This is a genomic window from Lysinibacillus sphaericus (assembly GCF_000600105.1).
GTDB lineage: Bacteria > Bacillota > Bacilli > Bacillales_A > Planococcaceae > Lysinibacillus > Lysinibacillus sphaericus.
Genome location: NZ_CP006837.1, coordinates 3,447,209 through 3,461,171, shown reverse-complemented (window position 1 = coordinate 3,461,171; position 13,963 = coordinate 3,447,209). Strand labels below are relative to the sequence as shown.

Annotated in this window: 13 protein-coding genes; 12 read left to right on the top strand and 1 reads right to left on the bottom strand. The window is 38.0% G+C overall.

Going from position 1 to position 13,963, the window contains the following annotated elements; all coding sequences use genetic code 11:
• The first annotated feature begins 32 nt into the window (after positions 1 to 32).
• The 6 genes from T479_RS16745 (at position 33) to T479_RS16720 (ending at position 6,023) form a co-directional block, all read left to right on the top strand.
• Positions 33 to 674, top strand: coding sequence for a FadR/GntR family transcriptional regulator (locus T479_RS16745; protein WP_025220305.1), 642 nt, complete (start codon positions 33 to 35; stop codon positions 672 to 674).
• 21 nt (positions 675 to 695) lie between these two features.
• Positions 696 to 1,553, top strand: coding sequence for an acetyl-CoA carboxylase, carboxyltransferase subunit beta (gene accD / locus T479_RS16740; protein WP_024363800.1), 858 nt, complete (start codon positions 696 to 698; stop codon positions 1,551 to 1,553).
• Positions 1,546 to 2,502, top strand: coding sequence for an acetyl-CoA carboxylase carboxyltransferase subunit alpha (locus T479_RS16735; protein WP_024363801.1), 957 nt, complete (start codon positions 1,546 to 1,548; stop codon positions 2,500 to 2,502). The genes accD and T479_RS16735 overlap by 8 nt, the downstream gene beginning before the upstream one ends.
• Positions 2,503 to 2,729: 227 nt before the next feature.
• Positions 2,730 to 3,689 carry a 6-phosphofructokinase gene (gene pfkA, locus T479_RS16730; RefSeq protein WP_024363802.1) on the top strand — a complete coding sequence of 320 codons (960 nt, stop codon included), beginning with the start codon at positions 2,730 to 2,732 and terminating at the stop codon, positions 3,687 to 3,689.
• A gap of 27 nt (positions 3,690 to 3,716) precedes the next feature.
• Positions 3,717 to 5,477 (top strand): pyruvate kinase, encoded by a 1,761-nt coding sequence (gene pyk / locus T479_RS16725; RefSeq protein ID WP_024363803.1) that lies wholly within the window; start codon positions 3,717 to 3,719, stop codon positions 5,475 to 5,477.
• A 156-nt stretch (positions 5,478 to 5,633) separates the two neighbouring features.
• A complete protein-coding gene (locus T479_RS16720; protein ID WP_024363804.1) occupies positions 5,634 to 6,023 on the top strand; it encodes an FxsA family protein in 390 nt (129 codons plus the stop codon).
• On the opposite strand, the gene T479_RS16715 is transcribed toward T479_RS16720, so the two are convergent.
• Positions 6,007 to 6,972, bottom strand: coding sequence for an AI-2E family transporter (locus T479_RS16715; RefSeq protein ID WP_227665370.1), 966 nt, complete (start codon positions 6,970 to 6,972; stop codon positions 6,007 to 6,009). The two genes, T479_RS16720 and T479_RS16715, sit on opposite strands and share 17 nt — an antisense overlap.
• A gap of 252 nt (positions 6,973 to 7,224) precedes the next feature.
• Here T479_RS16715 and citZ point away from each other — a divergent pair, with 252 nt between their 5' ends.
• The 6 genes from citZ (at position 7,225) to pnpS (ending at position 13,752) form a co-directional block, all read left to right on the top strand.
• Entirely contained in the window at positions 7,225 to 8,340 is a 1,116-nt protein-coding gene (gene citZ, locus T479_RS16710; protein ID WP_024363806.1) for a citrate synthase, read from the top strand.
• 80 nt (positions 8,341 to 8,420) lie between these two features.
• The gene (gene icd, locus T479_RS16705; RefSeq protein WP_024363807.1) at positions 8,421 to 9,683 is read left to right on the top strand and encodes an NADP-dependent isocitrate dehydrogenase; all 1,263 of its coding nucleotides are present in this window, start codon (positions 8,421 to 8,423) and stop codon (positions 9,681 to 9,683) included.
• A 178-nt stretch (positions 9,684 to 9,861) separates the two neighbouring features.
• Entirely contained in the window at positions 9,862 to 10,800 is a 939-nt protein-coding gene (gene mdh, locus T479_RS16700) for a malate dehydrogenase (protein WP_024363808.1), read from the top strand.
• A gap of 189 nt (positions 10,801 to 10,989) precedes the next feature.
• Positions 10,990 to 11,430, top strand: a complete 441-nt coding sequence (locus tag T479_RS16695; RefSeq protein ID WP_024363809.1) for a MaoC/PaaZ C-terminal domain-containing protein — start codon at positions 10,990 to 10,992, stop codon at positions 11,428 to 11,430.
• 55 nt (positions 11,431 to 11,485) lie between these two features.
• A complete protein-coding gene (locus tag T479_RS16690) occupies positions 11,486 to 12,202 on the top strand; it encodes a response regulator transcription factor (protein ID WP_024363810.1) in 717 nt (238 codons plus the stop codon).
• Positions 12,199 to 13,752: a two-component system histidine kinase PnpS gene (pnpS, locus tag T479_RS16685; protein ID WP_025220303.1), complete on the top strand. Its 1,554-nt coding sequence runs from the start codon at positions 12,199 to 12,201 to the stop codon at positions 13,750 to 13,752. The genes T479_RS16690 and pnpS overlap by 4 nt, the downstream gene beginning before the upstream one ends.
• Positions 13,753 to 13,963 lie beyond the last annotated feature (211 nt).

The window sequence follows — 13,963 nt, the reverse complement described above, 5'->3', positions numbered from 1 at the left end:
TCAGACCACTTTTGATAACGGGAGTTAATCATATGGATAAACAAACCGAACAAAAAAAAGTGTTTTTAGAAATCGTTCAGCAATTGCGTCAACTGATTCGAATGGAAAAAATTCAAGCTGGAGAAAAGCTTCCTTCTGAACGTGTATTATCAGAAAGGTTAGGTGTTGGGCGATCCTCTGTAAGGGAGGCACTGCGCAGTTTAGAGTTACTTGGACTCATTGAGACACGCCATGGTGGGGGTACATTCCTTGCCTCAACACATAAGCATCAGCTTGTAGAAGTACTGTCGATGTTTATATTAGAAGATGAAAAATCAAAAAAAGATGTCGAATTAACGCGACAAATTCATGAAAAGGAAGCAATTCGCGTAATAAGTTGTACAGAGATTCTTCGTACACTACCTGTGTGGGACAGTTTTTTTGTGAAGCTGGAGATTGAAGGAACAGTCAATTGTCGCGATGTGTTACGAGAAATAATTATTACATCAGGCAATCGGCTTTCGCTGAAAATCTGGTTTCAACTTGCAGCTTATGACGGTGACCGTTTAAATCGAAACTCAACGGAAGATGAAAAACTTATCCTTCAAACAATGTTGAAATCGATGCAGCTTGGTTATGAAAAAGAAGCTTTACGAGCTTACGAGCAGTGGATGGGTACTGGTCAAACTTTTTAGACAACAAAGGGGGAGTCAAACATGGCAATACGCGACATATTTAGCGCAAATCGAAAAAAGAAACAGGATGGTCAAGAAAAGGCATTTCCAGAAGGACTCATGACAAAATGTCCAGAATGCCGCCATATCCAGTTAACAAAAGAATTAGAGAAGCATCACAAAGTATGCACGAAATGTGGTCACCATTTTAAAATGACGGCACAGGAGCGTGTAGCAGACTTTTTAGATGAAGGTTCGTTCGTTTCGATGGACGATCATTTACAAACAAGCAATCCACTAAATTTCCCTGCCTATGTAGAGAAAATTAATGCGGATCAACAAAAAACAGGCCTAAATGAAGCGGTATTGACAGGGTTAGGCACACTGGATGGGGAAGAGATCGTCGTTGCCATTATGGATTCGCATTTCCGTATGGGGTCAATGGGTTCTGTTGTTGGAGAAAAGATAACACGCGCTGTTGAAAAAGCAACAGCATTACGTGTACCATTTATTATTTTTACTGCAAGTGGTGGCGCACGAATGCAAGAAGGTGTTTTATCGTTAATGCAAATGGCAAAAACGAGTGTGGCGTTAAAACGTCATAGCGATCAAGGGCTATTATTTATTTCGATTTTAACGCACCCAACGACAGGCGGTGTTTCTGCAAGTTTTGCCTCAGTGGGGGATATTAATATTGCGGAACCTCAAGCACTAATCGGCTTTGCTGGTAGACGTGTAATTGAAGAAACAGTAAGAGAAAAACTACCAAATGATTTCCAAACAGCAGAATTTTTATTAGAACATGGTCAACTAGATGCCATCTTCCATCGCAAAGATTTACGTAAACAAGTGGCTGTGCTTGTAAAAATGCATACGAAGGGTGGCGTACAACATGTCTAAAAATTTAGCCTTTGAAGAACCAGTAGTACAATTACGTGAAAAAATTGATGAATTAAAAACGATTGCAGCCGATGCGGATGTAGATATGACTGGTGAGATTGAAAAGCTGGAAACACGTTTAACGCAATTGGAGCAATCAATCTATGCCAATATGAAGCCGTGGGATCGAGTGCAAGTGGCACGTCATCCAGAACGACCAACAACGTTACAATATATTGAAGCGATGTGCGAAAACTTTATTGAACTACATGGTGATCGTACGTTTGGTGATGATGCCGCGATACTTGGTGGGATTGCTCTTTTTGAAGGACAACCTGTCACTATCATCGGTCATCAACGTGGCAAGTCCACAAAAGAAAATATTCGCCGTAATTTCGGTATGCCACATCCAGAAGGTTATCGTAAGGCGTTACGCTTAATGAAACAAGCTGAAAAGTTTAATCGTCCAATCATTTGTTTTATTGATACAAAAGGTGCTTACCCAGGGAAAGCAGCAGAAGAACGTGGTCAAAGTGAAGCGATTGCTCGTAATCTAGTAGAAATGGCAGGGTTATCAGTACCCGTCATTAGCATTGTTATAGGAGAAGGCGGTAGTGGCGGTGCTTTAGCATTAGGTGTAGCAAACCGTGTATTCATGTTAGAGAACTCTACTTATTCGGTTATTTCTCCAGAAGGTGCGGCTTCAATTCTATGGCGTGATGGTAGTCTTGCAAAGCAGGCGGCTGAGGCAATGCGCATTACCGCACCTGATTTAAAAGAGCTTGGTGTTATTGATGGGATTATTCCTGAAATCACTGGCGGTGCTCATCGCAATGTAGCAAAGCAAGCTATGTATATAAAGGAATGTATTAGTGACACACTAAAAGCATTAAATTCTTTAAATGGTGAGCAACTAATTGAAGACCGCTATGAAAAATTTAAAAAAATTGGACAATATACAGAAGTGTAGACTAAACACATAACAAAGCGCTGACTAGCTAATCGTTAATTTATAACGAAGAATTTTTTAAAAATGTTAAATTTTAGATGCTTTGTGATGAGAAGAATGTGTGAAAGCGCATTCTTTTCATTTTTTATGTAAAAGTTATGTTTTTCTAACGTCAGAACCCTTACATAGTTTGTTTTTTCGTGTTAATGTGAATAATATTAGATAACACTGCAGGAGGTTGTTCGACAATGAAAAAAATTGCCGTATTAACAAGTGGTGGAGATGCACCTGGCATGAACGCAGCCATTCGAGCAGTCGTTCGTAAGGCAGCTTATCATGGACTAGATGTTGTTGGCATTAAGCATGGCTATGAAGGTTTAATTAAAGGATCTTTTGAGCTACTTGATTTAGGCTCTGTAGGTGGCATCATTCAAAGAGGGGGTACGAATTTATTTTCAGCTCGTTGCCCTGAATTTAAAGAAGATGCTGTCCAACAACAAGGTATTGCTAAAATGCGAGAAGCAGGTATCGAAGGTTTAGTTGTTATCGGGGGTGATGGTTCCTATCGAGGTGCTATGGACCTTGTGAAAAAAGGGTTCCCAGTTGTTGGTGTGCCTGGAACGATTGATAACGATGTTCCTGGAACAGAATATACAATTGGCTTTGATACTGCGCTTAATACAGTCGTTGAATCAATCGATAAAATTCGTGATACGGCGACTTCCCATGAAAACTCTTTTATTGTTGAAGTTATGGGGCGTGATGCCGGTGATATCGCATTATGGGCAGGGCTTGCAGCAGGTGCTGAAACCGTCTTAATTCCCGAGGAAGATTATGATTTAGACGACATCATATCGCGTCTAGAGCGTGGTGAAGCACGAGGGAAAAAGCATAGTATCATTATTGTAGCAGAGGGTGTAATGTCAGGAAGCGATTTGGCAAAACTACTAAAAGAAAAGACGGGGAAAGAGACGCGTGTTTCAGTTCTTGGTCATATTCAACGCGGTGGTTCTCCAACGGCACGTGATCGTGTCCTCGCAAGTCAATTTGGTGCACATGCAGTAGAATTATTAATGGAAGGTAAATCTGGTCGAGCTGTAGGCATACGCAACCATACAGTAATTGACTATGATATGCCAGAAGCTTTTGAAAAGCATCATGAGTCAGATGTAAGCTTGTATACTTTAATGAAAGAACTATCAATATAATTTGGCGTAAAACGGAGTGGGCAGAAAATGAGAAAAACAAAAATCGTATGTACAATTGGTCCAGCAAGTGAGTCACCGGAAATTTTAGAAAAACTAATTGAGGCAGGTATGAATGTAGCCCGCTTAAATTTTTCACATGGTTCACATGAAGAACATGAAGTGCGCATTAATTTAATTCGTGAAGTTGCAGATAAGTTAGGAAAACCAGTAGGGATTTTGCTCGACACAAAAGGACCTGAAATTCGCACACATAATATGCAAAATGGAGAACTGCATTTAACAGCAGGACAAGTAATCGATATTTCGATGACGGAAGTAGAAGGAACAGAGGCAAGCTTCTCTGTTACGTATGACCGACTAATCGAAGACGTAGAACAAAACTCCATTATTTTATTGGATGATGGGTTAATTCAATTACGTGTGCTAGCAACAGACACCGAAAAAGGGCTTATCCATACAATCGTAGAAAATGCTGGAGTCTTAAAAAATAAAAAAGGTGTTAACGTCCCTGGCGTTTCAGTGCAATTACCAGGTATTACTGAAAAAGATGCACAAGATATATTATTTGGTATTAAGCAAGGTGTCGATTTTATTGCCGCTTCATTCGTTCGTCGAGCGAAAGATGTATTAGAAATTCGTGAATTACTTGAGCAAAATGGTGGTAGTCATATTCAAATTATCCCGAAAATCGAGAACCAAGAAGGTGTCGATAATATTGACGAAATCATTTTAGTATCAGATGGATTAATGGTAGCACGTGGTGACCTTGGTGTAGAAATTCCAGCCGAAGAGGTACCTTTAGTTCAAAAGAAATTAATTCTAAAATGTAACCAAGTTGGTAAACCAGTTATTACAGCTACTCAAATGTTAGACTCAATGCAACGTAATCCTCGTCCAACACGTGCTGAAGCAAGTGACGTTGCGAACGCCATTATTGATGGAACGGATGCGATTATGCTATCTGGTGAAACAGCAGCAGGAATTTACCCAGTGGAATCTGTACAAACGATGAATAAAATTGCACAGCGCACTGAAAACTCATTGGATTATAAAGCAATCGTTTCGACACGTAGTCGTGAAAAAGAAGCGAATATGACAGAGGCTATTTCTCAGGCAGTAGCTTATACTTCGATAAACTTAGGCGTAAAAGCGGTATTGGCACCAACGGAAAGCGGAAATACAGCGAGAATGATTGCAAAATATCGTCCTGGTGTACCAATTGTTGCTGTTACGGGCTCTGCAAATACAGCCAATACACTAACGCTTGTATGGGGTGTCTATCCGGTAGTATGTCAACGTGTTACAACGACAGACGAAATTTTAGAGCTGGCAGTAGACGAAAGTTTAAAACATGGCTATGTTACGCATGGTGATGCAGTTGTTATTACGGCTGGAGTTCCTGTTGGTGAAGCAGGTACTACAAACTTAATGAAAGTTCACATTATTGGTGATTTACTGGCGCGTGGTCAAGGAATCGGCAAAGCATCAGTAATCGGTAAGACAGTTGTAGCAAAAAATGCAGCAGAAGCATTAGCATATGACACAGATGGCTGCATTTTAGTAACATTAGGTTCGGATCGCGATATGATGCCAGCGATTGAAAATTGCATCGGCCTTATTACAGAGGAAGGCGGACTGACTAGTCATGCTGCTGTTGTAGGGCTAAGCCTTGGTATCCCTGTAATCGTCGGCGTAAAAGAAGCAACAACATTAATTCGTCACGGTCAGGAAATAACAATGGATGCTGAAACAGGTGTTATTTATAAAGGACATGCAAGTGTACTTTAATAAATAATAACAAGGCTCTAGTAGGGGGAACCGTACTAGAGCCTTTTACATAACAAGTGAAAAATAGTATTTACATGTATTTGTTTTTTAGATGAAACTTATTGGGCTATAATAACGTATAGAAGGTATAGCTTTTTCAATAGAAAGGAGAAAAATATGAAAAAATTTTTTCTTAGTTTTGTTGTATATGCATTAGCCGAACTGGCGTTATTAATAGTTATTGGTCAAAATATTGGCGTTTTCAATACATTATTACTTGTTGTCGCAACGACAATTATTGGTATTTATATAGCGAAAAATAAAGGTATTAATTCCGTGAAAAACGTAAAACATATGGTAGCACGAGGGGAAGCTCCGGGACCTGCATTAGTCGATGCCATGTTGAATTTTAGTGGCGGTGTACTTTTAGCACTACCAGGTTTTATAACAGATGTTATCGGGTTGTTATTGCTGTTACCAATAACACGAAAATTATTCCAACCGCTCGTATTTTACTGGATGCGTAAAAAAATGAAAAAAGGACAATTTATCATTGTTCAAAAATAGATTTTTCTTTCAGCTTAACAGCTAAAAATAAAAATAATGGGCTTAGTAAAATACCATAAAAGCCGAATAATAAAATGGAGGCAGCACTGATGAAAAACGTGTGAAATGTTCGTAATTGCAGTGTATTCGACCAAAGCATAGATTCAGCTAGCTGCCTTGTAAGTTGGACAAACAAATACAATAGTAAAATGGCAACACATAAAAAGGTATTACCATTAAAATAAAAGTAAATGCTCATTGGGACAAGAAAAACACCAATGCCGAAAAAAGGTAGTACATCTGCAAACGCAACAATAAATGCTTTCGTAATAGCTTGGTCAAATTGGAACATCATAAAGCCTGCACAAAGAATGAGCAGTGTAATCGTAAATAACTGAAATTCCACGAATACAAAGTAATGAAACAGTTGCATAACTTTGGAAAAATGAGATTGCCATTCATGTCTATATTTTTTCGGGACATATTGGAAAAACCAATAACGAGATTTCCTTGTTTCTAATAATGCAAAATAATATGCAACAAGAAAGATAAAAACTTCAATGACGTGCTTCATAAATATTTGAAATAAATTTGCTGTATAAACGACGATTGAATCAAAAATAGACAGCGATTTCTCCTGTAAAAACTGCATGAAAATGGATTCATATTCAGTGAATAATGGGAAGTTTTGGAGTGTGTCTCGTATTTCTGGAAAGATGAGTATAATGCTGTTTATTGATATAATAATGAGGAGAACAATGCAAGAAAGTATCAATATTTCAACGATAATTGCAGCAATCCAATAAGCGATTTTACAGTAATTATGAAGAAAATTTATTATAGGATATGTGGTAAATGATAAAAATATAGCAAGAGACACAGGTAATACGAACCAAAGAATTACTAAATAGAAAATAAACCAGAAAATATTAATAGTTCTTTCGTATGAAAAATATTTAATATTCCTCATTTTTACAAAATCACCCCGATTCAAATGAAAAAATATTGTCAAAATATACAAAACACCCTCTTTAGTACGCATATATAGTCGCTCGTCCGACTTTTTCTTTATTTAAAGGATTTTCATTCACAAAGCTGTCAAAAATGATTATAATAGCAATGTAAGCGATTTACTTAATGGTTCATGTGAGCAAAAAACGTAAATGCTATGTTTGAAAAAGCGTTTACAATAAAAATTATTAGTATGAGGGAGCGATAATTTATGTCAGCAACAAAAGGTTTAGAAGGTATCGTAGCAGCGGAATCTAAAATCAGTTCAATTATCGATGACACACTTACATATGTTGGTTACAACATTGATGATTTAGCAGACAACGCATCATTTGAAGAGGTTATTTACCTACTATGGCACACTCGTTTACCTAAAGCGGACGAGCTTGCTGAGTTAAAACAACAATTAGCAGACAACATGTCTATTCCACAAGCAATTGTAGACCAATTCAAAACGTACCCACTTTCAACTGTACATCCAATGGCTGCACTTCGTACGGCAGTATCTTTACTTGGTGTATTCGATGAAGAAGCGGATGTGATGGATCCAGAAGCTAACTACCGTAAAGCTATCCGTCTACAAGCTAAAATTGCAACAGTTGTGACTGCATTTGCACGTGTACGTAAAGGCTTAGAGCCAATCCAACCAAAAGCAGAGCTTAGCTATGCAGCAAACTTCCTATATATGTTAAAAGGCGAAGAGCCAGCAGCAATCGAAGTAGAAGCGTTCGATAAAGCATTAGTATTACATGCTGACCACGAATTAAATGCCTCTACATTTACAGCACGTGTATGTGTAGCTACATTATCAGATGTTTATTCTGGCGTAACTGCAGCTATCGGTGCATTAAAAGGACCACTTCATGGCGGTGCAAATGAGCAAGTTATGAAGATGTTAACTGAAATTGGTTCACTTGAAAACGTTGAATCTTACATTCAAAATAAATTAGACAACAAAGAAAAAATCATGGGCTTCGGTCACCGCGTATACCGCAAAGGCGACCCACGTGCACCACACTTACGTGTAATGTCACAAAAGTTAACTGAACTAACTGGTAAACCAGAACTTTATCAAATGTCAGTTAAAATCCATGACATGATCGTTGAACAAAAGAAATTACCTGCTAACGTAGACTTCTTCTCTGCATCAGTGTACGATTCTTTAGGTATCGATCATGACTTATTCACACCAATTTTTGCAGTTTCACGTACTTCTGGTTGGGTAGCACATATTCTTGAACAATATGCTAACAACCGCCTAATCCGTCCACGTGCAGAGTATGTTGGACCAGGCATGCAAAAATATGTTCCAATCAGCGAGCGCTAATTTGGAATTTATGCTAGAATATTTGGGACTGTGTTACCTATAACACAGTCCTATGATTATGAATTTAGGAGGCAACATCAATGTCAAACAAAATTGTAGTTGAAAACGGCGTACTTAATGTACCAAACAACCCAGTAATCCCATTCATCGAAGGTGATGGAATCGGTCCAGATATTTGGGCAGCAGCATCTCGCGTAATTGACGCAGCTGTAGAAAAAGCTTATAACGGCGAAAAGAAAATCGAATGGTTAGAAGTTTTAGCTGGTGAAAAAGCATTCAACCAAACAGGTGAATGGTTACCACAAGATACTTTAGACAAAATTAACGAATACCTAATTGCAATCAAAGGTCCTCTTACTACACCAATCGGTGGTGGTATCCGCTCTCTAAACGTAGCATTACGTCAACAACTTGATTTATATGTTTGCTTACGTCCAGTACGTCACTTTGACGGAGTACCTTCTCCAGTTAAACGTCCAGAAGACGTTGATATGGTTATCTTCCGCGAAAACACAGAAGACATCTACGCAGGTATCGAATTCGAATCAGGCTCTGAACAAGCTCAAAAAATCATCAACTTCCTACAAACTGAATTTGGTGTTAACCAAATCCGTTTCCCAGAAACTTCAGGTATCGGTGTAAAACCTGTATCTAAAGAAGGTACTGAGCGTTTAGTACGTTCTGCTATCGAATATGCAATTAAACATAACCGTCCTTCTGTGACTTTAGTTCACAAAGGAAACATCATGAAATTCACTGAAGGTGGATTCAAAAAATGGGGTTATGAATTAGCTGAAACTGAATTTGCTGATCAAACATTCACTTGGAACCAATATGATGCAATCAAAGCTGACCAAGGTGAAGAAGCAGCAAACAAAGCACAAGCTGAAGCTTTAGCAGCTGGTAAAATCTTAGTAAAAGATTCAATCGCTGATATCTTCTTACAACAAATTTTAACTCGTCCAACTGAGTTTGATGTAGTAGCTACAATGAACTTAAATGGTGACTATATTTCTGATGCATTAGCTGCTCAAGTTGGTGGTATCGGTATCGCTCCAGGCGCGAACATTAACTACGTAACTGGTCACGCGATCTTTGAAGCTACTCACGGTACAGCTCCAAAATATGCTGGCTTAGATAAAGTTAACCCATCTTCAGTATTACTTTCAGGTGTATTAATGCTTGAACACTTAGGATGGCAAGAAGCGGCTGATCTAATCACTAAATCTGTAGAGAATACAATCTCTTCAAAAGTTGTAACTTATGACTTCGCTCGTTTAATGGACGGCGCTACAGAAGTGAAATGTTCAGAATTCGCTAACGAACTAATTAAAAACCTATAATTTTTACGAAATAGCGTAAAAATGATCACTGTAACAATCCGGAATGTGTCAACAGACGTTTGTTTCATGTAAAATTGGTTTGCTACAGTAATATTAGTACCTGGTTTAATCGAGGGAGAGAGAATTTATTCTCCTCCCTTTTTTAGCATATATCCTAAAATAAAAGGAGCGTATTCAAATGACTTTGAAACGTAAAAAAATCTCAGTAATCGGTGGCGGATTCACCGGCGCAACTGCAGCTTTTTTAGCAGCACAAAAAGAACTTGGCGATGTTGTATTAGTCGATATCCCACAAGCTGAAAATCCAACAAAGGGTAAAGCTTTAGATATGTGGGAAGCTGCGCCAATACAAGGTTTTGATTCTTTTGTAAAAGGTACTTCTAACTATGCAGATACTGCTGATTCTGATGTAGTCATCATTACTGCAGGTGTCGCACGTAAACCTGGCATGAGCCGTGACGACTTAGTTCAAATCAACCAAGGCGTTATGAAAACTGTTTCAAAAGAAATCGCTGCTCATTCACCAAACGCAACCATTCTCGTATTGACAAATCCTGTTGATGCGATGACTTACACAGTATTTAAAGAAACGGGCTTTCCAAAAAACCGTGTAATCGGACAATCAGGTGTACTTGATACCGCTCGATTCTGTGCTTTTGTAGCTGAAGAGCTAAACATCTCTGTAAAAGACATTACTGGTTTTGTATTAGGTGGTCATGGTGATACAATGGTACCACTTACTCGTTATTCTTTTGCTGGTGGTATTCCTTTAGAAACTTTAATCGCTCCAGAACGTTTAGCAGCAATTGTAGATCGCACGCGCAATGGTGGTGCAGAAATCGTCAACTTACTTGGTAACGGTTCCGCATACTATGCTCCAGCAGCTGCACTTGTTGAAATGGCTGAAGCAATCATTAAAGATCAAAAGCGTATACTTCCATCTATCGCCTACCTAGAAGGTGAATATGGTTACAATGATATTTATTTAGGAGTACCAACATTACTTGGTGCAAACGGTATTGAAAAAATCTTTGAACTGGCATTAACGGATGAAGAAAAAGCTGCATTAGATAATTCTGCTGACGCTGTCAAAGCAGTTATGAAAGTTTTAGCTTAATCAAAGTTTATGAAATCGAGTAAGATTCATTCTTACTCGATTTTTTTTATGCAGAAAAATATTAAAAAAAGCCACTTTTGTACTTTATACTATGCCTAGTTATAAAATGGTTATTCTGCTTTTCGTTGTACTTTTAGAATAAAATTGATACTATGAAGGTAGTATGATAGAAAAGGGGTTGGCGTATCTTTGCTTCAAAAGAACAGTAAGCTTGGTCTCACTATTGATGAAATTACAGTTGGCGAGAAAATTCATATTACTGAAAAAATAGAAGATAAGGATTTATTGCTTTATTTAGGACTTACAAATGATAGTAATCCATTATATATTCAACATGAATATGCAGCGATGACGCCTTTTAAAAAGCCAATTGTACCAACTATTATGTTAAATGGCATAATTACGTCAGCTGTCTCAAAGTATATACCTGGACCAGGAGCGCGTATTATCGAACAACATTTAACGTATTTAGGACCACTCTATCATTATGAATTATTTGATACGTTTTTAGAGGTAACAGCAGTTAACAAAGTACAGAATACTATTACTGTATCTGTGCTCTCCTATAATGAACAAAAGCAGCTTGTAATTGAAGGTACATTGCTGGTGACACCACCACTGGCATTATAGCGAGCGTCTTAAGATTTGAAATGGGGGTTTCAAATCACTAACGGAGGCAATATACATGACAAAGACAATTTTAGTTGTAGAAGATGAGTTTTCTATTGCGACCTTATTAAAATATAATTTAGAACAGGCTGGCTATTTAGTTGAGACGGCAGCCGATGGTTTAGAAGGGCTAAATAGAGCCATGGAAATTCAGCCCGATTTAATCCTTTTGGACTTAATGCTTCCAAAGTTAGATGGTATGGAAGTTTGTAAGCAAATTCGTCAACAACGAATGAATACACCGATTATTATGTTAACAGCAAAAGATGATGAATTCGATAAAGTACTTGGTTTGGAATTAGGGGCTGACGATTATATGACAAAGCCTTTTAGTCCACGTGAAGTATTAGCACGTGTTAAAGCGGTTTTAAGACGCTTTACACAAAATGTTGTGATTGAGGATAAGGATGCATCTCAAGAAAAAATGTACGAATTTGGACAATTACGCGTATTTCCTGAGCGTTTTGAAGTATTTTTACAAGAGGAAGCACTGGAATTTACACCGAAAGAATTTGAGTTGCTTATTTATTTACTCGAAAACAAAAACCGTGTCTTAACGCGTGATCAGCTTTTAAGTGCTGTCTGGAAGTATGATTTTGCAGGCGATACTCGTATTGTAGATGTACACATTAGTCACCTCCGCGATAAAATTGAAGAAAATAGTCGTAAACCGATGTTTATTAAAACAATTCGTGGTCTTGGCTATAAATTTGAGGAGCCGAAAACTTCATGAAATCAATGAGTAACCGCTTATTCTTGACATTCATGCTCTCACTCGGAACGATTCTAGCTGTCCTAATGATTGTTATAGGTCAGCTTTTTCCTGTTTATGTAGAACAATACAAAGAGCAGGCGAGCTCATCAAGTCAAGAAGCAATCGAAAAAGTACTAGAGGAACGTCAAATTACTTTATCTGAGGAAGATAAAAAAGCATTAGTTGCATCTCAAACAATCGAAATAAAGGACTCGCTCTTGTCATACGTGCGTGCCCGTCTGTATGGTGTTTTAGCAATATTATTTACGATTACGCTGCTATTAATAGCCGTTGTAAGTCGTTACATGATTGTGAATTTCACCGCACCGATTGATAATGTAACCGAAACGGCACTTGAATTAGCAAAAGGAAATTACCGTGCTCGTGCACACGAGAATGAGCAGGAACGCATGATGCCTCTTAGTCATTCCATCAATATTTTAGCGCGTAATTTACAGGATATTACGACGATTCGTGAAGTAGAAGAAGAAAGGCTAAAAACGTTAATTGAAAACATGGGCAGCTCACTTATGATGATTGGACGTGAGGGGAATATTTCAATCGTCAATCGCGTGTTTTTAGAGCGCTTTGGTATGCAACTTGAGGATGTACAAGGAAAAGTTTTTCGTACGATTGGCTTACCGAAAACGCTTGAGCAATTTATAGACCATGTATTTTTAACAGAAATGCCCTATCGCCAACAAATAAAAATGGAAGTACAGCAGGAGTTATATAATAAAGAAGTGTACGGTGCTCCTGTTATTGGCGACCACGGACGTTGGCTAGGCGTTGTCATTGTTATGCATGATATAACAGAGCTTGTACGCTTAGAGCAAATACGGAAAGACTTTGTAGCCAATGTATCACACGAACTGCGTACGCCGATTACATCCATTAAAGGCTTTTCTGAAACACTGCTTGATGGTGCATACAAGGATGAAAAGATGCTGCTGTCTTTTTTAGAAATTATGCATAAAGAGAGCAATCGTCTTCAAATGCTCATCCAAGATTTATTAGAGTTATCTAAAATCGAGCAACATGGTTTCACGGTAAATATTATGCCTATGGGCTTGCAGGATGTACTGATACGTGGAGCAGAATTAACAGGGCCACGACTCGATGAAAAAAATATGAGCTTTCATGTGGATATTGCTCGTGATGTGGAAGTAATGGGGGATGCAAATCGCGTTATTCAAATTGTAACGAATTTAATCACAAACGCCATCACCTATTCACCTGAAGATACAACCGTCACGATTCGCTTGAAGGAAAATGATATGTATGGAATTATTGAAATTGAAGATGAAGGTATAGGGATTGAAAAGCATGAAATTGCACGTGTCTTTGAACGTTTTTATCGTGTCGATCGTGCACGTAGTAGAAATTCGGGTGGAACCGGTTTAGGGCTAGCCATTGTTAAGCATTTAGTGGAGGCACATCATGGGCGAATCCAGGTAGAAAGTAAAGTAGGGGTTGGCACAAAAATGATTGTAATGATTCCTAAAAAATTAACAAATTCTTTACAATAATTATATGTAAGATTCAAAATAGAGGGCTATACTGTTTTATAGAAACCCCCTATTTTGTGAAGACGAAAATAATGAAGAAAAAATCTTGATAACTTGTATGAAGATTTTTATGGTTGCTACTTTAGCTTTCGCCACAGAAGAATCTATTTCCAAATTTATTTTGGGGATAGATTTTTTCTGTTTTACACGTAGTAGATTTAGGTGTAAAGTA